Origin of the sequence: Affinundibacterium fentianense, assembly GCF_018139545.1 — a bacterium.
In the GTDB taxonomy this organism is placed as follows: Bacteria; Pseudomonadota; Gammaproteobacteria; order Burkholderiales; family Burkholderiaceae_D; genus Undibacterium; species Undibacterium fentianense.
Map to the genome: position 1 here is coordinate 16,899 of NZ_JAGSPJ010000004.1, position 21,618 is coordinate 38,516.

Here is a 21,618-nt window from a genome sequence, read left to right on the forward strand (position 1 = left end):
TGGCGTCTAGTTCAGTTTCGAGTTAAATCTAGTTTGACAGAATATAGGATCAAACTCTAAGCAAGTCGTTGTGCGAGAACATCCCTAGTAGCATGTAGCGCAGTCGGCAATCGATACTTCAATTTATCAAACAATTCGGTATGCAATTCCAACTCAGCTCTCCATGCATCTTTATCGATTGAGGTGATAGTTTCGAACTGCTCTGCCGTAAAATTCAATCCTTCCCATGTGATGTCTTCAAATTTCGGGCTGATTCCAAATACATTTTCTTGGCCCGTGGTCGCACCGTCAATCCGTTCTAACATCCATTTCAACACGCGCATATTGTCACCAAAACCAGGCCAAACAAATTTACCGTTAGCATCGGTACGGAACCAGTTGACGCAATAGATATTGGGTTGTTTGCCACCGAGAGCGGTGATTTTTTCGCCCATATTCAACCAGTGTTGGAAATAGTCGCTCATGTTGTACCCCATGAACGGCAACATCGCGAATGGGTCACGACGCACCACACCTTGTTGACCCACGGCTGCTGCTGTCGTTTCAGAACCCATGGTTGCTGCCATATAGACGCCTTCAACCCAATTCCGCGCTTCCGTCACCAAAGGCACGGTGGTCGAACGACGGCCACCAAAAATGAACGCAGAAATGGGTACACCTGCTGGATCATCCCATGCTGGATCAAGCACTGGATTTTGCGTTGCCGCTACGGTGAAACGTGCGTTTGGATGCGCTGCTTTGCGGCCCGTTTCTTTCGCGATTTCGGGTGTCCAATCTTTACCTTGCCAATCGATCACATGGGCTGGCGCTTCTTTGCTCATACCTTCCCACCATACGTCACCGTCGTCAGTCAATGCAACGTTAGTGAAAATCGTATTCGCAGTCAATGAGGACATGCAGTTGGAGTTGGTTGCTGTATTTGTGCCAGGGGCGACGCCGAAATAACCCGCTTCTGGGTTGATCGCATACAAGCGGCCATCTTTGCCCGGCTTAATCCAAGCGATGTCATCACCAATCGTCGTGACTTTCCAGCCTTTGATTGCGGGAATCAACATCGCAAAGTTGGTCTTGCCGCATGCTGATGGGAAAGCAGCTGCCACATAATGTTTTTTACCTTCAGGCGATTCCACACCCAAAATCAACATGTGTTCTGCCAACCAACCTTGGTCACGACCCATGGTGGAAGCGATACGCAAAGCGAAGCACTTTTTGCCCAACAAAGCGTTACCACCGTACCCAGAACCGAAAGACCAGATTTCGCGTGTTTCTGGATAATGAACAATATACTTCGTGTTATTGCATGGCCAAGCTACATCTTGTTGACCGGCTGCCAAAGGTGCCCCAACGGTGTGGACGCAAGGTACGAAATCACCATCTGTACCCAGGACATCAAACACCGCTTTGCCCATGCGCGTCATGATGCGCATGTTCACTGCCACGTAAGGAGAATCGGATAATTCCACGCCAATGTGAGCGATAGGAGAACCCAATGGTCCCATGGAGAAAGGCACCACGTACATGGTACGGCCTTTCATGCAGCCATCAAACAAAGGATGCAAAGTCGCACGCATTTCTGCTGGTGCCATCCAGTTATTGGTTGGACCGGCATCTTCTTGTTTTTCGGAACAGATATAAGTGCGATCTTCAACACGTGCCACGTCGGAAGGATCGGAACAAGCGAGATAGCTATTCGGGCGCTTCGCTTCGTTCAATTTCTTCATGGTGCCAGCCGCCACCATTTGCGCGCACAGACGGTCGTACTCTTCTTGTGTGCCATCGCACCAGACCACATTATCCGGCTTGGTCAAAGCGACCATTTCTGCGACCCAGTTAATGAGCTTTTGATGCTTCACGTGCGCAGGAACATTGAGTGCAGCCACACCTTGCATGCTAGGTTGATTCATAATACATACTCCAATGCCATTTCAATAAAAAATCGGTGTAGCGGCACGGCAAGAATGGCTAAAAACGCTTCGGGTCCCAAGAACTGGTATTATTCTGGTTTTAAAATTCAGGCCCGAAAAATGAATACGTTAGCGCCATTTTTTGTCGGAATCGGAAGACAGACGAGATGATTATGTGGGTCTGAGATCCAAGCTTTCGCCCGGTCGAGGATGCACGGTACGGAAGTTTCAAAAAGCTACGTGCACGGTATTCTACACTGAGCTCGTCGGCAATGGAGAATTTTGCGTCATATTTAATGCCACAAATGCATTGTTTTTGAAAATATACTTACCTTTATAACAAAAGGAATAGGATGAAGATCGCAATCTTAGATGATTATCAAGATGTTGTTCGCAACTTAGATTGCTTTAAATTATTAAAAGAACACGATGTAAAGGTCTTTAATAATCGCGCTGTCGGTCTTGGACAATTAGCAATTCGACTTGCCTCATTTGACGCACTGGTATTAATTCGCGAAAGAACAAGATTGAACCGCAATTTACTATGCAAGCTCCCTAACTTAAAGGTGATTGCGCAAACTGGGAGACTGGCTGGAAATATCGACTTGGATGCTGCGCATGAACAAGGCATTGCAGTTCTTGAAGGAACGGGTGATCCAACAGCGCCAGCAGAACTTACGTGGGCTCTAATCATGGCCTCATCACGTAAAATTCCACAATATCACCAATTTCTAAAAGAGGGTATTTGGCAGACAGCATCACTTCATCCGCAGTACAACCAACTTGGACGCGTTCTGCGAGGTCGCAGGCTAGGTATATGGGGATATGGCAAAGTGGGTCAATTACTGGCAACGTATGCGAAGGCATTTGGCATGCAAGTATTCATTTGGGGCAGTCCCTCTAGTCGCGCACGTGCCTTGGACGACGGAAATTCTGTGTATGAAACAAAACAACAATTGTTTAATGAATCCGACATTGTTTCTGTGCATTTGCGTTTAACTGATCAAACACGCGCATGCATTACGTTAAGCGACTTACTATCAATGCAAATAAATTCTCTCTTTGTCAATACGAGTCGCGCCGAACTCGTGGCGCCAGGAGCACTTGAGTTAGCCTTGGACCAAGGGAGGCCAGGATTTGCAGCAATAGATGTATTTGAAAGTGAACCATTAATTGTCCCGCACCCCTTAATTGGAAGAGAAAATGTGCTCGCAACACCACATATTGGTTTTGTAGAAAAGGACAGCTATGAACGCTACTTCGGCGCTGCCTTTCAAAGTCTACTGGATTTCCAGCAAAACCACCCCAATGAAAAAGAGTGTTAACGTCAAACCAAGCGTAGTCGTTTTTTTCGCTATCGTTAGAAGGAAAACGACGTAGCATCTAGCTAAGCTTATCGGCTAGAATGATTGCTTACCTTTTATTTTCACAATCAGAAAAAAATCAATAATGAGCCTTCCTATTCTCCCAATCGTCATTAATTTGAGTGTTGCGACCGCAATCTGTGGCCTACTTTACTGGTTACAAGCGAAGCATCTTTCGTTTTCAAAACGTGTATTAATCGGATTAAGTTTGGGCATACTCCTCGGAGCGGTGTTCCAAACTTTTTATGGAAATGGTTCTCCCATTATTCAAGCGACAAATGCCTACCTGGATATAGTTGGCACAGGTTATGTCAAATTACTTCAAATGGTCGTGATGCCGCTTATTTTGGTTTCCATCATCAGCGCAATCCTAAAGCTAAAAGATGTTAGTTCTCTCGGCAAAATTAGCTCATTGACGATCGGTACGCTCATGATCACGACAATGGTTGCAGCTATCATCGGTTTTTTTATGGCGAAATTGTTTGGCCTAACGACTTTAGGACTCAATTTTACTTCCGCCGAATTTGCGAGGGGACAATATTTGGAGGGAACACTCGCCAGTGCTAAAGCGATCAATTTTCCCGCAATGATATTGAGTTTCATCCCAGAAAATCCATTTTTAGATTTGACTGGGACACGCAAAACTTCGACGATCGCCGTCGTTATTTTTGCGATTCTGATTGGTGTTTCCGCAACCAGTATTGCTGAAAAAAAGGCTGAGATCTTTCAATCATTCAATCACTTTGTCGAGGTTGCTCAAGCCATCGTGATGCGTTTGGTGACACTCATTCTGCGTCTCACACCCTATGGCGTATTTGCATTGATTACTCAAGTTGTTGGCAAGTCCAATCGCGATGACATCTTAAACTTAATTAATTTCGTTCTAGCATCCTACAGTGCAATCTTCCTAATGTTTATCGTACATCTTTCGATAGTTGCTGCTTGTGGTCTCAATCCTTTGCGATATTTGCAGAAAATCTTTCCGGTTCTCGTTTTTGCGTTCACCTCTAGAACTAGCGCCGGCGCTATCCCTTTGAGCGTCCAAGTGCAACAGCAACGCTTGGGTACGCCAGAGGGGATAGCTAATTTTGCTGCATCATTTGGGGCAACGATGGGGCAAAATGGCTGTGCTGGCATCTATCCCGCGATGCTCGCGTTTATGATCGCACCATCAGTGGGAATTGATCCGATGTCTGTTTCTTTCGTTGCGTCATTGGTCGGCATCATCGCCATCGGCTCGATTGGGATCGCGGGAGTCGGCGGTGGCGCAACTTTCGCGGCACTTATCGTACTTTCATCGTTAGATCTTCCAGTTGCTTTAGCTGGCTTACTTATTTCAATTGAACCGCTAATTGACATGGGCCGTACAGCTCTTAATGTGAGTGGCTCAATTACGGCTGGTACGGTAACAAGTAAAATACTTGGAGAAACCGACTTAACTGTTTTCAACCAAATCCCCGAAGCAATTGGCACTGAAGATTCGGACACATAGTTATTTGCTTGCTGTACAGGGATATTCAACACCCTCTCCTCCTCAATGAAATGGTGTTGAAGCATCCTAAACTATTAAGTCACGTCGCCTAGAGCAACATGGGCGACAGGGTCTTGTAAGAGCTTACTCAATAACAGACTCCAATAACTTTCATACCAGCAGTTTAGGAATTCATAGGATGGCAATCGGCGCGGCTGATATCCACAGATTCAATATGTGTTAAGCAGCCTCTCGAGACTGACGCGCGCCCCATTTCTGGTCTCAGTTCAATTCGAGTTTTAGGTTATCTTTTTCGTGCTTATCTAAGTCTACTACAAACAAAATTGCTTCCTTCTGCACTTATCCTCTGGGCATAGGGCATTTATCCACCTTCGCAACTTCAACTTTCTCGCTGCCAATTTTCTTGGAAACGCTTGCCTATTTCAGTGCAATTTTGTTCGATTCAGGTTACATAATGAAAAAAGCCACGGTCTCCCGTGGCTTTTTTGTTTTACTCAAAAACCGTCAATACTCTGATTAGAATTTGTGGTGATATTCAACAGAGAATTTCATCGTTCTTGGTGTTTGGAAAGTACGACCTTCGCCATAGTTAGACAAGATGCCTTCGCCACTACCATCATCATACGCTTCTTGGCGAGCCAAGATCGTTTGTGAATTCAATGCGTTGAAGACGTCAACTTTGAAAGAAATACCTTTCAATACGACTGGTTTGTACGCAAAACTCAAGTCCAAACGTTTTTCAAATGGCAAACGTCCCAAGCTACCACGTGGTGCAGGCTTACCACCACACCAGAAGTATTCAGCACCATAACCAGGACCACCGTAGATCTTACCGAGTGGATCTAAGTCTCCATTTTCCGCATCGATATTCGTTCCCAAACAAACTTTTGGACGACCCGATTGCACCAACAAGTTCGCACCAACGTTGAATTCTGGTGTGACTTCATAGAATCCAAACGCCTTGAATTGATGAGTACGATCATTCGGCAACAAGCCTGTGGAATACGGTGTGAATTCTGGGAAGTCCCACGCTGCAGTAACTGCTACGTCTGTTTGACCAGTGTCAGAACGTGTTTGACCTTCCATGTTACCGTAGCTACGTGACCATGTGTAGTTGACTTTACCATACCAGCCGTTACGCATTGGATGCTCAACAAACAAGTCCAACGCTTTGTATGAACGGGAAGCTTTTGGGAAGCCCAACTCAGCGGCGCTGAATGTAGCCCACTTACCAGCACCTGGAATGATTTGACCAAATTGATCATGTCCATCGATGAACACTGTTGCATCGCTGCCTGGGTTAAAGATGTAGCAAGACATGAAGTCTTTTGACACAACTGGAATGCCATTTTTCTTAGCAAAATCAAATGCGCGGCGTGTATCGCAGTTATCATCAATACCAGCACCCAATTTACGGTATGTTACTTTTGCACCGAAATTCAATGTTGGGCTGTATGCTTTTTCGAAACCTAAAGTCACCTCATCTTGGAAGTTTGGTTTCAAATCTTTCATAACAACAGCATTGATATTTTTTTGATTACCATATTCACCGTCAACCGAGTACGGAGTATTGATCGCAACCAAACCAGTTGGCTGACCAAGATTGTCGATACCTGTGTACGTAAAGTCTTGGCTAGTCAAAGTAGAACGACTCGCTGCACGTGCTGCAACTTGTGTAGGCAATTGCAAGTAGTAACGACCTGTACTACCGAATACTTTCAAAGAAGAATCGCCATTTACGTCCCATGAAGCAGACAAGCGTGGCGCAATTTGGTTCTTCATGTCGATGAACTTACGACCTTCACCGTCTTTATTTGTGTATTGCTCATTACGGATACCAGCAACGATCAACAAATTCTTCGTGACTTGATAACGATCTTCGATGTATTGTGCAGATTGCGTTGCAGATGCGTCAGTAACAGACGTGAAGTTAGCTAAACGAACATAGTAACCTTGTGTACCGTAGCCGCCAAAATTACCAACGATGCCAGCACGACCACCGGACAACAACACAGGAGAGAATTCACTGCCGGTTGGAACGTTACGATAAGTCCAAGAACCTCCACCTGCACGGAAAACACCCGCATTCTCAGACGTGATTACATTGTGATCAATACCACCACGGATTGTGTGTTGTCCAGCTTTCCATTCCAAGTCAGCGCGGAAGGATTTGATCTCATCATCACCTGGTTTCGCGATATTACCAGAGAATTTTTGATAGTTTTTATATAAGCCTTGTGCATCCAACGCTGGTACGCGTTGACGTGGTGTTGTTGCACCGACAGAGCGTAAGTTACTATTAACATCATAGTCTTCATACGTTGTTGCACGTGGAGCTGAACCGACGCCGTACAAAGTAGTGAAGGTCAAATTGTCAGTAAAGTTACCTGTGTATTTCAATGCGTTGGATACAGAACCACTTGCACCAGCATTTTTCGCACGGAACTCAGTGTACTTCGTTCCGCCTGGCGTAGAACTCATATAGTCCGCCGCACTCATTGCGTTACTTGGCGTTGGATCATTCAAGCCAAAAGTTTTCACTGTTTGAGTGTTATTATCACCAATAGAAGTCCACTCTAAACGGTGATCATCATTGATATTAAAATCAAATTTTGCCAAGTAACGTGTGTTTTCTGTGTTGTTTGTTGTCCAACCATCACGCGTTAAAGTTGTACTTTGTGCACTTGAGTTACGGCCAGTATCTGTTTTCGTTTGATCAACTGCCAAAAACATGAAGAGTTTATCTTCAATGATTGGGCCACCCAAATACGCGCCATAGTAGGACTGCTTGTCCGTATTATTATTACGACGGAAATGAATTGTGCCGTCAGTTGCCTTATTGTTTGCATCACCCGTTACTGGATAATAGATATCGTCTGTTTTGGAACGTGTATTTTGTGGAGTAAAGCTCGCTGTAACGCCAGTTTCCCATTTGTTCGTGCCGCTCTTTGTCGTTACGTTCAAAACACCACCAATTGAACGACCAAATTCAGCACCGAAACCACCTGTGATAATTGACGCTTGGCCAATCGCACCAAATGGCAATTCGGAAGAGCCCAATTGTGTTAATGGATTAGTGACTGGAAAACCGTTAACATAAAACGCATTCTCAGAAACACCACTACCACCAAAACTGACACCACCATATGCCGCATCAGCGCGGGTTGTGTTCGGAGCCAACAAAATAATGGAATTCAAATTCGTAGCAACCGGCAATTTCGCCAATTCTTTTGCTGTGAAGATTGCGCCATTGTTGGTGTTGGAGATGTCGATACGTGTGCGAACAGCTGAAACTGTCACTTGTTGCGCTGCAGCAGCAGCGAACGATGCTTCCATACCTTGACCGATAACCGCGTCAAATTCTTGCGTGCTCACAACTTTACCGTCGCGTACCAGTTCGACGCGGTAGTGACCTGCTGGCAATGCTGTTACAGAGTAACGACCAGCTGCATCGAGGTTGATTGTACGTTTCAGACCTGTGTCTGTGTTGTTAATTTGAACAGTCGCACCAGCTGGGGATGCAACTTGACCATAAATCGTACTCGTCGCGTTTGATTGTGCAAATGCCATTGGCGCAACGCCAATTGTTAATGCACTACCGCCGAAGGCAAGCACCAGTGCATGCGCAACCAGATTTTTCCTGAAGATCATATTTCTTTTCGACATGTAATTACCTTTTAAATTTATTAACTAGATACCATGTTTTATCGAAGTTTTTAACGAGTCCGCGGACGAAATCGACACTTCTCCGAACATACGCTAATTCTCTTTCTGCAGACCCTAATGTCACTTGAATCAGCAATGAGACTTTTATTACGAATTTTTGATGCTTTTAATGAATTAAAAAACCATCACCGTGCAAAAAAATCGCTTCGAGATGAAAACATTTTTCTATCCACACTGTCAATTTGATTCGAGTAAGGCAAAGTTCTGGATCACACCAAGGCGATAAAATACAAAACGGAAAGGTGTTAATAACAAGAAATAAATCGTTATCCCACCTTATTTTTTGCAGTAATTCGACGAAATGCCATATAAAATTTTGCCATTCAGCAAAAATAGAGCTCTACACAATTTTAATTACATTTTTTTTATTTAAAAAAATAGCAAAATAAAGTAACTTTTTATTACTGCCATTGATGTAAAAAAACAACAGAAAGCGCCTCACGGCATCGTTAAGCGTGTAGCTGCATTGTTGCAAAAATAGAACGCATGCCTCGCATTAAATCGCCGGCTAAAAGTTTCAATATAAACAACCTCGGTTACAACTAAAACATTCAATGTGCTCGATGTCAAAATAAAAAGTGGTGTTTTTGAAAATATATTATCATAAAATTAGATAGTTTTTTTTGTTAGCTGTCGCCTAACAACCACATTATTTAATCAAATTTTTCAATTACTTGAGATAATAATCGATGGTAATTAGGATCTTAATTTGCTTTTAAACTATGACTAATCTGCCTTTGCGAAAAGCGGTTATTTCGATTTTTTATTTTCATAAATCAAGTCACCTTGCCGATGCAAAAAAGTAGCTTTTCATTTAAAAAATGAAAAGTTGCAAAAAAAATAAAATGCATGCCATAAACATGCAAACACTCAATAAAACACAACGAGGAGTTAATTTTGGCTAATCAATTCACATTAAAGCGCAGCGTTATTGCTGTCGCTTTGACCCTTGCTTCATCGCAAGTGGTATTTGCTCAGCAAACTACGTCCGAACCGGCCGTGCAAAAAATCACGGTGACTGGTTCCAATATCAAACGTACTGAAAAAGAAGGTACATCACCAATTCACACGATTAGTGCTAAAGAGATCGCTGAAAGCGGTGCGGCAAATATTGCTGAATTGATGAAGCAAGTGCCATCGATGGGCTCTGATATCAATCAGGATTTGACTGGTGGTACATTCGCGGCAGGTGTGTCGACAGCGTCTTTACGCGGTTTGGGCTCCACATCCACATTGATTTTGCTGAACGGTCGTCGTATGACGCCATCTGCTTATGCAGATCCAAACAACGGCAACTCCACTTTATATGACTTAAACAGTATCCCTTTGAGCGCGATCGAACGCGTTGAAATTTTCAAGGATGGTGCTTCTGCGGTCTACGGTTCCGATGCGATCGGTGGCGTTATTAACTTCATCACAAAACGTAATTTCCGTGGCGCTGAAGGCGGCGTGAATCTAAGTGCAAATGATGACGGCAATTTTGGTCGTAAACGTGCAAATGCAACTGTCGGTATCGGTGATTTTGAAGCTGATGGCTACAATGCATTCTTTTCTGTCGACTATTCCAAGCGTGAACGCGTTGCTCGTGCAGATGTCACTGACATCGAATACGACAAATATTTAACGATGAATGGTCGTTACGCATCACCTTACTCCAGTACTGTTTCTAAGTACGCATGGATTTACAAAGAAACGGCTCCTGGCAGTAAAAACTTTGGCGTGACTCGTGCAAACATGGCGACGAACTTGGTGACAGACATGAGCTGCCCTGATTCGCAAAAACTGACTTTGGGCGCACGCGAAGCGATTTTGCCAACCAGTATCTTGTTCGGCCGCACGGTATGTAATTACAACGCAGACAAATACAGCGAAGCACAAGGTGAAGCAAAAGATTTGAGCATGATGGGCGTTGGTAGCTTGAAGATCACTGACAATGTAAGCGCATTTGCTGAAGTTGCTTACACAAAATCAGAACGTCCATACACAGGTGCGGGCGCGACTTTGGGAACAGGTCAAACAACCAACTTTAAATCCACTGGTATCGCAGATCCATTCCAAATCATCTTGCCTATCGGTCACCCAGATAATCCATTCCCGACTGCACGTGCATCTGTCAGCGTCCGCTTGGAAGACAAATTGCGTACTCAAACAACGACCAATGAAAACGCTCGTGCTTTAGCAGGTTTGAAAGGTTCCAATTATGGTTTCGATTGGGAAACGGCAGTGTTGTGGAATCGTTCAGAACGCTTGCAAGAATATGATAACTTCTTCTACATTCCAACTCTGAAGAAAATCAATTCTGGCACATCAATGGCTGAGTTGTTCAAAGACCCAACTTTGATGAAAAACGTCAAAAACAATGGCGCAGCTGAAATTGCTCAATGGGATGCGAAAGCAACAACCGAGTTCGGTAAATTAGGTGGTGGTGCTATTGGCTTAGCAACAGGTGTTGAGTTCCGCGAAGAGAAAATCGTTTTGACACCAGACGCTGACTTGGCAGCTGGTAACATTCTCGGTTTGAGTAACTCTGTAATCGACGGTACACGTAAAGTATCTTCCGCATTCATCGAGATGCGCACACCATTCTTGAAAAACTTCGAGATGGACTTCGCGGGTCGTTTCGACAAATACCCAGGCTTGAAAGCGAACTTCGTACCAAAAGTTGGCGCGAAATGGGATGTCAACAGCAGCTTGTCTTTCCGTAGCACTTATGCTGAAGGCTTCCGTGCTCCAGCGTTGGTTCAAGTTTTACCAGGTGGATCACAATTCTTCTTGAGCGGTTTGTGGGATCCAAAACGTTGTGAAGATGACGAACAAACACCAAAACCAAATGCAACGGCAGCTGACTGCTCTAAATCTGCATCTGGTACCGGTGGTGCGAACCCTGATCTGAAACCAGAAACAGCAAAGAGCTACTCCTTTGGTTTGATCTTCTCGCCAACTCGCAATTTCGACTTGTTGTTGGATTGGTATAAGATCCGCAAAGAAGGCGAAGTCATGCTGGGTAGCGAATACCAAGCTTTGAAGGACGAAGATCGCTTCCCACAAAACATCGTACGTGATCCAAATCCAGTCAACTGGGTAACAAAAGATGGTGTACCAGTTCCAGGCACGGGTCCATTGTTGTCAGTGAAATTGCCATGGATCAACCAAGGCGCAACTGAAGTAACAGGTTTGGACTTGGAAATGCGTTTGCGTAACAACTTGGGTACGTGGGGTAACTTGTCCACAACCTTGCGCGGTTCTTACCAAATCTCTTACAAGATTGCACAAGTATTGGGTGACATCGAAAACAACGTTGCTGGTAAGCGCCCAGGCATTTACGACTGGAACTTGAGCAGTGGCCCAGATACACCACGCTTCAAAGGTGGCTTGTCAACAAACTGGTCACAAGGCCCACACAGTGTGACTGGCTCTATCAGTTACGTTGGCAGTGTTTCCTTGATGCGTAACCGCGATGCTGGCACGATCTATCCAGCTGAGTTCTGCTACTACGGCACGAAAAAAGCAACTGATGCTGCGCCAAATCGTAATACTGCAAACCCACGTTTTGAAGAATTCGAAGAAAGCTGCAAAGTGCCAGATTGGACTACAGTTGGATTGGGATACACATACACAGGCTTCAAAAATTTGAGCTTGTCATTGAATATCTCGAATATCTTCGACAGCAAGGCACCATATGATCCAGCTTATGTAACAAGTGGCTACAACACTGGTTTGCATAACAACTATGGTCGTTACTTCACATTGAGCGCTAAATACAAATTCAATTAATCGTCGTTCACGACATAATTGAACCCAATTTAGTCCACAGTAGGTAACACAAACGCCCCGTCATCGGGGCGTTTGTGTTTCGACTATGTGAATAGAAATGCTTGAATTTCTTTAAATTGAATTGATTCGATATTTCGCTCAGCGAATCGAATTAAATTAGGAGCCTCAATGAAACAAAAATTATGGAAACAGGTTTGGGTTGCTTGCACATTTGCATGTCTGATGCCAAACCATGTGATGGCACAAAGTACGCCTTCCGCACCACCAGCTATCGAGAATTTCTTTAAACTCAATAATTTCGGTGGCGCCTCGTTGTCACCTGATGGCAAAAGTGTATCAATACTGATGGCTGGTCCAGATCAACGTTTGGCATTGGCAATTATGGATACCGAAACAAGTAAACTCCAAGTAATTGCAAAATATTCTAACCTCGACATTGTGAGTGCACGCTGGGTCAACAACACACGCTTAGTTTTCAGTATGGGTGATCGACAGTTGGCGGCAGGTCAGCAAAGAATGGGGCCTGGTTTGATTGCCATCGACAAAGACGGCAAAAACGAACGTGAAATCATTGAAAGGAATTCAACTCCAGACAAACCCAAATTTCGAGTTCTCACTCCGGCGTATCAATTTCATAGTGTCGTTGGCAAACCAGATTCCAACGATGTTTATGTTGTACAAGGTAGTGGGAATCGCAGGAATCCAGCTCTGACTTTATTTCGCGTCAACACGACCGATGGCGTCGTGACAGGTATCAATAGTCCGATCAATTCGGTCGGGTTCATGACTGACTACAATGGTGATTTACGTATTGCAACCACCCGCGCGGAAAAATTAACGACAATCCAATACAAAGATCCTAAGAATGATACTTGGCGTACTTTGATTGAATTTGATAGCGTCAAAGAAGATGGCTTTGCCCCAGAAGCGATCGGACCAGATGGTAGTCTATACGTCACCGCGCACAATGGAAAAGATACCAAGTCGGTCTATAAATATGATCTAGAGAATAACCGCATCATTCCCGAACCTCTCATCGAATTAGATGGATTTGATTTCAGTGGAGATCTGATTTTTAGTAAAAAACTCAATAAGATCATCGGGGTACGCTACGAAACGGATGCAGTTGGCACACTTTGGTTACATGACAGCTTGAAAAAAATTCAAGCGAAAGTTGATGCTTTGCTACCGAGCACAATTAATAATATTTCCACGCCGAGAAATCAGGGTGAGCTTGTGCTTGTGAATGCATTTTCGGACACCGTTCCAGGTTTGACTTTCCTATATCACACCGTGAGCGGTAAGCTCACTCCACTTGGAGTGAGTCGTCCCGACATCAATGAGAAGCAAATGTCGTATACCAATTTTGTCAAGATTAAAGCACGTGATGGCTTGGAAATCCCGACCTATGTGACATTGCCTCGCAACTCAGATGGAAAGAATTTACCGTTAATCGTCATGGTACACGGTGGACCTTATGTGCGAGGTGGACATTGGCAGTGGAATGCGCAAACCCAATTACTTGCTTCTCGCGGATATGCCGTGATTGAACCAGATTTCCGCGGCAGTGAAGGCTACGGTAAAAAACTGTTCCAAGCAGGTTGGAAACAATGGGGTCTAAAGATGCAAGATGACCTCGATGACGCACGTCAATGGGCAATCGATCAAGGATATGCAGATGCAAAACGCGTCTGCATCGCGGGAGCAAGTTATGGTGGCTATGCTACTTTAATGGGATTGATCCGCAATCCAGATCTTTACCGTTGCGGCATCAGCTGGGTAGGCGTCTCCGATATCAATCTCTTATACAATGTATCGTGGAGCGACAATTCCGAACAATGGCAAAAGTATGGCATGCCATTTCTGATTGGCGATCAAGAAAAGGATGCAGCTCAATTGAAGGCAACTTCTCCTTTAGAGCAAGCAGCACGATTGAAGAATCCACTCATTTTAGCTTATGGTGCAGCAGACTATCGTGTGCCCTTGGTTCATGGAACAAAATTTTATGACGCCATTAAGGGGCATAATAAAGATGTTGAGTGGATAGTTTACAACGACGAAGGTCATGGTTGGCGTCGCCTAGACAACAACTTGGACTTCTGGTCAAAAGTCGAAAAATTCTTAGAGAAGTATTTGCGTCAATAGAAATATGAACCGAAAAAAGCGCGCTCAATCTGAGCGCGCTTTTTTTTCACAACAACCCTCGCTTAGATAAATAAAATTTGCCCTTCAGACAACCCAATCAAGGCAATTGCAGCCTGCGTATCAGTCGGGGTCACCATTTTTGCAATAGCCATTCCCTGGCTAATTGAGGTCTCGGAATTCAAATAATTCAAAGCCCAATCAACTGCAAACTTCTCAGCGACCGCAGCCTTATTATCTAATAGATCCGCAACCCAACCCCATGTCACATTTCCTTTAAAACTGTGTGCGCTCTCTAAAATTGAATGGACCAAAGTGCCTGGAGTCGCGGCGCCTGAACTCAATTGACCTGACCAATAAGTCAAACCTTCAGGATCCGCGCCGTCAGTTCTACCCAAAACATTTTTGTACACAATATTCACTAGGCTTTCGGGCGTCATATTTGCGCTATAACCTGTCAGCGCAGTGTAGCCGATCGCCGCCTCATAAAAGGAATTGCCAATATTCGCCAAAGATTTACCGGCCTTAAATTGATCGATCCAATAATTCAGTCCATCCGCATCAGGAATGCGATTAAAGAAGGCAACATACAAATCGGTAAGATCACTTAACTGCGCCTTCGTAATGGTACTTGCATTGTAATGAATGTTTAGATTCACGGAGAAATCTTGAAATTGAAGATTCTCGATATTTCGAACCGCCCAACTATTCGCATCTTGAAATCCCAACATGGTCGTTCCAGTATCGAGACGATTCAAATATAGATGCGGCGTACTGACCAGATGGTTACCAAACTTCAAAGTATCCGTCCCAGCTCCACCATCAAAGTAGATTTTACTCGCGGCTTGATTCTCAGCGAACTGAATCAGATTGTTCGCTTCAGAAAAACGAATTATCTGATTCGCATCTCCCAAACTGGCTGTATAAGAAACGGTATCCACTTGCTTGACTGCAGTCGCGATATTGATTGTTTCCACTTGCTGCGTAGACTGCAGATTTTTTCGGATCACACCCGTGTCATCCAAGGTAGTCAGTGTCAAACCGTTACCGACACTGTAGGCACCATTACCATAAGCATCGAAGATAGTCGCTCGATCCGTGTGCTGAATAAGGCTACTGTTCAACTTCCAAGTATATGAAAATAAATTATCATTCGGCGTCACAGCGGTATACATTCCAGGAAAGTTTGACGTAACGGAAAGATAATCACCAATGGCTTGATAGTACTTCAGTGCGAATGCCTCTTTCTCTGGCGCACTGAAGGGCACATCGAGAAATAACATTTTGGAATTTTGTGTAGCACGCCAGACCCCAGTTGAACGGTAATACCCCCCCTCATAAGTGCCAATCACACCCAGTTCACCATCGACATATCCCATCCAATCTTGCCATGGAATACGACTTAATGAGTCCGTAACGTGCGCACTATTTTTGAATGCCGTTGCCGACAATGGAAAATTTGGCGCTGTTACGGTATCCACATATTCATCCTGCAAACCTGCAAAACTGTGTCCAATTTCATGTAGCGCCAATTCCGATGCCAAACGATTACCTGCAGACGCCCACGCAATCGATCCACCTGCCCCGCCATACAATGGCGTATTAACCAGAACGATCACTAATTCGTGCGCGTTACTCGCCAGGACGCTGGCCACCTCTTGCTCAACTTTCGCTCCGTCACCATACAACAAGCGACCATCACTACCATGTTGACTAGCGCTGAAATAAGTATTCACAGCGATACCGTTATTGGGTTGGTCAGTACCCGACTGCTCGGAAGCATAAAATAAGGCTGTCGCATTAAAGAAGCCTTGATAAGTCGAAAAAGGCGCATTTAAACGCGCATTTTCCTGACCAAGAAAAGTCGTCACAAAGGTGTTCGCATCAGCAACAAATTTTTCTCTTTCAGCTTGGGTGTAGCCTTCAGCCACGATCACGATATCAACGCGTCTTGCGCTATCACCTGATTTCAAAATAGGAATAATGTAAGCCATTGGATCCACTCTTCAATTGACGAATAATTCGGAAATATTACGCTATTTTCTGAAACCAGTGAGGTGAACTACGTGCATTTTTAAGATATAAATAATTCACCATAAGGCACTCTGATGAGACAAATTTGAATAAAGACACGCATATTCCTTGATGGAAGCAATCGAATATTGAATACTGCCTATTTTCGTGACCTTAATTTGCCAAGCGATCGCAGCCACTGCACTGGAGTAACCTCATATGCTAAAGAGACGCCAAATCCGAGCCGCACTTGTCGGTAGCCTTATTCACATTTGCCTTATTGCCAGTTGTTATGCGCACAAATCAAATTTTCAGGTGGCACCAGCACCCGATCGACAAGAAGGGCAAGGTCCATATTCCCAACTAATTTTAAGAGAAGTCATCGTGATCAACGGCACAGGTGCACCAGCATTTGGCCCAGCGGACATTGTGATCGAGGGCAATAAAATTACCCAAGTCACAATCGTCGGAACGCCAACCTCCTCTGTTCGGGGGAATCGACCACAGCTTAAACAAGGAGGACGTGAAATCGACTTGTCTGGCCATTACGTCATGCCAGGAATCATCGACATGCATGGTCATATCGGAGGTAGTGAACAAGGGACTCCAGCCGAATATGTATACAAGCTATGGATGGGACATGGCATCACGACGATCCGCGATCCTTCCTGCGGGAATGGCTTAGAATTTTGCTTGAATGAGAAAAAACGCAGTGCCGACAATAAAATCACAGCTCCTCGCATCCTCGCGTATCCCTATTTTGGTCAAGGTCAGTCCACAGTATTCACTGATCCTGAACAAGCGCGAGCATGGGTTCGAGCAATCAAAGCGAAAGGAGCTGATGGTCTGAAATGTTTTGGCTATCGTCCTGATATCCTGCAAGCGGCATTGGAAGAGACCAAGAAATTAGGTCTGCGTTCGGCCTGCCATCACGCGCAAATTGACGTTGCACGGGTCAATGTGCTGAACACAGCACGTTGGGGTCTAACTACAATGGAACACTGGTACGGCCTGCCAGAAGCCTTATTCGATGGACAAACCGTACAAGACTATCCTGCTGATTATAATTATCAAAACGAACAACAACGATTCAGTCAAGCTGGAAAACTATGGGCTCAGGCCGCAAAACCAGGTAGTGAAAAATGGAATGCCGTCATGAACGAATTGCTCAAACTCGATTTCACAATTGACCCTACCTTCACGATCTACCAAGCTAGCCGTGACCTTATGCGGGCACGTCGTGCGGACTGGCAAGACGAGTTTACATTGCCAAGTCTAGGCAAATTTTTTTCGCCCAATCCTGACTCACACGGCTCATTCTTTTTTGATTGGGGAACGGAAGAAGAAGTTGCATGGAAAGACAATTACAGAATGTGGATGCGTTTCGTGAACGACTATAAGAATCGTGGTGGACGAGTCACAGTCGGTTCTGATTCCGGATACATCTATAAAGTGTACGGCTTTGGCACGATAGAAGAATTGGAACTATTACGGGAAGCTGGCTTTCATCCTTTAGAAGTCATAAAGGCTGCAACTCTATCCGGCGCGGAAGCCTTGGGACTACAACAGAGCATCGGTAGTATTGAGGCTGGCAAGCTCGCTGACCTCGCCATCCTTGAGGAAAACCCACTAGCAAATTTCAAAGTTTTATATGGTACCGGCCACACACGACTCGATCGCAGTGGAATATTGAAGCAGGTCGGAGGAGTAAAATACACAGTCAAAGACGGTATTATTTACGATGCAAAACAATTGCTGATCGATGTCAAAAACATGGTGAAGAAGGCGAAAACGGAAGCAACCCAACATTAAACAAATCAGCGAATACTTCCCGTAAAGTCGCGATGATTGAAAAGTGACACAATCGAATTGTTAAGAATTGTGTCACGTCGCACTTTATTATTGAAGAACATTGTTTGAACCACGACTCACGTACAAATCAAACCTGAGTATGATATTGTTAAATTTAATACACATAGAATTTTCTTATGTCGGATGACTCACAACTAATCGCGATTGATCAAGTCAAGATCGGCATGTTTATCAAGCTCGATCTAAGCTGGTTCGAGCATTCGTTCTCCATGAATTCTTTTAAGATCACCAATCCTCAACAGCTAAAAGAATTACAAGCACTTAATCTCAAGCACATTCGTTATATTCCATCGAAGTCAGACCTTTTACCAACAAATCAAAACGCCAAACCGGCCCCCCCACAGCAGGTTCTACCTGAACAAGCCAAAATCTTCGAAAATATTGTTGAAGCAAAAAAAGCACGATTTGAGAAGCTCATGAAACAGCGTGAGGAATTGGCACGCTGCGAAGAAAAATTTGTTCACGCAGCGACCGTCGTACGAAGTATTGGAAAAACGATCTTTTCACAACCGGCACAAACCATAGAAGAAGCAGGAAAATTAGTCGACAGTATTGCGGAGATTTTTTTGAATTCAAATGACACCGTCATGCATTTGATTCAACAAAGCAGTGCTAACGAAGAGCTCTATTTTCATGCACTCAATGTATCGGTGTTAGCGATGATGTTGGCCAATGAAATGAAGTGTACCGAATCACAAATTAAATCTGTTGGTATGGCCGCGATTTTTCACGACTTAGGCAAAGTCAATATTCCCGACAAAATTCTAAATAAAACGGACGCTCTCACAAAACCAGAACAAAGTTTTTTTGAATTACATCCTCACTATGGCGTCGAGGTTGGGCAAAAAGCAGGCCTACCAAAAATCGTTTTAGAGGTCATCGCAAATCATCATGAACTAATGGACGGTAGCGGTTATCCGCAAAAATTGAAGGGGGATGCGATCAGAATGCCGACTCGTATAGTAACGATCGCAAACGTCTACGACAATTTATGTAATCACATCGATCCAAATCAATCACTCACACCCCATGAAGCGCTTTCGACGATGTACGCACATCGACGTGCACAGTTTGATCCAGCAATTATGGCGACAATGATAAAAAGCCTTGGGGTTTATCCTCCCGGAACCATCGTTCGGCTCTCCAATGAAGCTATCGGACTAGTGATGAACGTCAATGTTGGAAAACCTCTCCGGCCGCGCGTGTTGGTTTATGATGCAGACATTCCAAAAGAAGATGCGATTATTCTCGACTTAGCAGAGGAAGGTAGCGACCTGTCAATCTCAGCCAGTATCCGTCCAGGACAATTGCCGAAAGCAATTTTCGATTACCTTAATCCACGCAAACGTGTGAATTACTACTTCGACTCCAAATCCAAAAACAAGAATCCAATCAACAACGTGGCGTAGACAAATCGAGCAATGAATCAAACTCTCACTCTCAAGACAAACATCCTGCATCATATTTTGCAGCATGTGAGTGAAGCTTTGATGGTCGTCTCTGCGCCAACCTTAACTATTCTGGAAATAAATCAGCGTAGCTGCGATATTCTAGGACGGCCTCGTTCTGAATTACTTGGACAAAATCTCACCAACATAGAATGTGCGTTGCAAGATTTATTTTTTTGGGACGACCTTAGTTCGAATCCGCCATTCGATGGGCAAAGGATCGCGGAAAGTGAATGGTTGGGAGTCGATGGTATCGCAATCCCAATTGAAAAACGCGTCTCTGCCTACCATGATGATGAAGGGGCATACTGGATTATCCAAGCCGAGGACTTAACAAGCCGTCGTCGAATGCAGCAAGAACAGGTCAATTTGGCCGCCCAACTACAGAGTTCGCTGGAAGCGACAGCGGAAGGCATCGTTTCCATCGATCGTGCAGGCCGGATCATCAATCTGAATCGGCGTTTCGCTAAGATGTGGGGGCTATCTGACGACTTAATTGTCGCGCGTGACGAGGGCTTACTGTTTCAACACATTCTCGCTTTGTTATCGGAACAACAGGCATTTGCATCTGTTCTCGCCAATCTCCAAGACAATCCCGAACAGGAAAGCGAAGATCAACTGAGTTTGCAAGATGGCCGCTTTTTTATTTGCGTTTCCAAACCCGAGTATCTGCGCGATCGATTGATTGGGCGAGTCTTTAGTGTGCGAGATATCACCGCGATTAAACAGGTGGAACACAAATTAGTCGACGCTTTAGGCGCTGCCGAGCGCGCGGTGAATGAAAAAACTCACATGTTAGATGCACTGCATTTGAGCGAATCCAAATTACGCCGACTCATTAATTCGAGCTTGATTGGTATCTTTCAGGGGGACATGAGCGGCCATCTCACGTTAGCAAACGATGTGCTCCTTAAACTATTAGGTATCGATCAACAAGCGATCATTGGGAATCAAGTCAATTGGCTGACGCTCACCTCCTCGAGCTATCACGCTGCACACGCGGCGGCGTTGAATGAGTTGCAGACAACAGGCCAAGCGGCTCCATTTGAAGCGGAATTAAGTCGCCCAGATGGAAGTAAAGTACCCGTAATGGTCAGCCTCGCTGGGCTAGAAGGCTCCCAATTTGAATGGGTTGGTTTTGTGTTGGATCTGACTGAACAAAAGAAAGCGGATAAGGTGAAATCTGAATTCATCTCGGTAGTCAGCCATGAATTGCGAACACCATTGACTTCGATACGTGGCGCCCTAGGACTACTAGAACATGGTGCAGCTGGCAATCTTTCACCCAAGATTCAACACTTAATTCAAATTGCACACCGCAACAGTCAGCGTCTCGGCATACTCGTCAACGATTTGCTGGATATGGAAAAATTGGTGTCGGGCAAAATGGAATTTAAGTCGGAAGTTTTTAATTTGCAGGATCTGTGTCTTCAGGCAATCGAGGCAAATGCAAGTTACGCGGCGCGCTTAGATGTGCGCTATGAATATTTGGAAACGGTCAGCAATTCTGACGTGGTCGGCGATCCAGAGCGCGTCATGCAAGTATTCGCCAATCTCTTGTCCAATGCCGCAAAATTTTCTCCACGCGGCGAAACTGTTCAAATAAGAATACGAGCATTCGGGCAACATTGGCGCATTGAAGTTGAAGACCATGGGAGCGGGATTCCAGAGGAGTTCCGACACCGCATATTCAGCAAATTCGCACAGGCGGACGGATCGAACACGCGGCAGCAAGGTGGTACAGGATTAGGGCTCAATATCGCCAAATCCTTCGTCGAAAAAATGGGTGGTGAAATTGGCTTCGACAGTCATGCGGGAAAAGGCAGCCTATTTTGGTTCACACTCCCCATCGCTACGAATGCACCAAACTGAGCTCATGAGTA

The 21,618-nt window shown here is 44.7% G+C and carries 10 protein-coding genes; 7 read left to right on the forward strand and 3 right to left on the reverse strand.

What is annotated here, in order from left to right; genetic code table 11:
• Positions 1-56: 56 nt before the first annotated feature.
• On the reverse strand, positions 57-1,904 hold the full coding sequence (locus KDM90_RS10035) for a phosphoenolpyruvate carboxykinase (GTP) (protein ID WP_212675478.1): 1,848 nt from the start codon (positions 1,902-1,904) through the stop codon (positions 57-59).
• A 353-nt stretch (positions 1,905-2,257) separates the two neighbouring features.
• Here KDM90_RS10035 and KDM90_RS10040 point away from each other — a divergent pair, with 353 nt between their 5' ends.
• Together KDM90_RS10040 and KDM90_RS10045 are read left to right on the forward strand one after the other, a co-directional pair.
• Positions 2,258-3,229, forward strand: coding sequence for a D-2-hydroxyacid dehydrogenase family protein (locus KDM90_RS10040; protein ID WP_212675479.1), 972 nt, complete (start codon positions 2,258-2,260; stop codon positions 3,227-3,229).
• Between the two features lie 124 nt (positions 3,230-3,353).
• Positions 3,354-4,760, forward strand: coding sequence for an L-cystine transporter (locus tag KDM90_RS10045; protein WP_212675480.1), 1,407 nt, complete (start codon positions 3,354-3,356; stop codon positions 4,758-4,760).
• Between the two features lie 516 nt (positions 4,761-5,276).
• Here the strand turns inward: KDM90_RS10045 and KDM90_RS10050 are convergent.
• The gene (locus tag KDM90_RS10050; protein WP_212675481.1) at positions 5,277-8,426 is read right to left on the reverse strand and encodes a TonB-dependent receptor; all 3,150 of its coding nucleotides are present in this window, start codon (positions 8,424-8,426) and stop codon (positions 5,277-5,279) included.
• A 957-nt stretch (positions 8,427-9,383) separates the two neighbouring features.
• Between KDM90_RS10050 and KDM90_RS10055 the strand changes: the two genes are divergently transcribed.
• Together KDM90_RS10055 and KDM90_RS10060 are read left to right on the forward strand one after the other, a co-directional pair.
• Positions 9,384-12,260 carry a TonB-dependent receptor gene (locus KDM90_RS10055; protein ID WP_212675482.1) on the forward strand — a complete coding sequence of 959 codons (2,877 nt, stop codon included), beginning with the start codon at positions 9,384-9,386 and terminating at the stop codon, positions 12,258-12,260.
• 168 nt (positions 12,261-12,428) lie between these two features.
• Positions 12,429-14,405, forward strand: coding sequence for a S9 family peptidase (locus KDM90_RS10060; protein ID WP_212675483.1), 1,977 nt, complete (start codon positions 12,429-12,431; stop codon positions 14,403-14,405).
• Positions 14,406-14,467: 62 nt separating this feature from the next.
• On the opposite strand, the gene KDM90_RS10065 is transcribed toward KDM90_RS10060, so the two are convergent.
• Positions 14,468-16,396, reverse strand: coding sequence for a M64 family metallopeptidase (locus KDM90_RS10065; protein WP_212675484.1), 1,929 nt, complete (start codon positions 16,394-16,396; stop codon positions 14,468-14,470).
• A gap of 238 nt (positions 16,397-16,634) precedes the next feature.
• Here KDM90_RS10065 and KDM90_RS10070 point away from each other — a divergent pair, with 238 nt between their 5' ends.
• The 3 genes from KDM90_RS10070 to KDM90_RS10080 all read left to right on the forward strand — a co-directional run bounded on the left by KDM90_RS10070 (position 16,635) and on the right by KDM90_RS10080 (position 21,607).
• Positions 16,635-18,227, forward strand: a complete 1,593-nt coding sequence (locus KDM90_RS10070; RefSeq protein ID WP_212675485.1) for an amidohydrolase family protein — start codon at positions 16,635-16,637, stop codon at positions 18,225-18,227.
• Positions 18,228-18,403: 176 nt separating this feature from the next.
• Positions 18,404-19,696: an HD-GYP domain-containing protein gene (locus KDM90_RS10075; protein WP_212675486.1), complete on the forward strand. Its 1,293-nt coding sequence runs from the start codon at positions 18,404-18,406 to the stop codon at positions 19,694-19,696.
• Positions 19,697-19,708: 12 nt separating this feature from the next.
• Positions 19,709-21,607 carry a PAS domain-containing sensor histidine kinase gene (locus tag KDM90_RS10080; RefSeq protein WP_212675487.1) on the forward strand — a complete coding sequence of 633 codons (1,899 nt, stop codon included), beginning with the start codon at positions 19,709-19,711 and terminating at the stop codon, positions 21,605-21,607.
• Positions 21,608-21,618 lie beyond the last annotated feature (11 nt).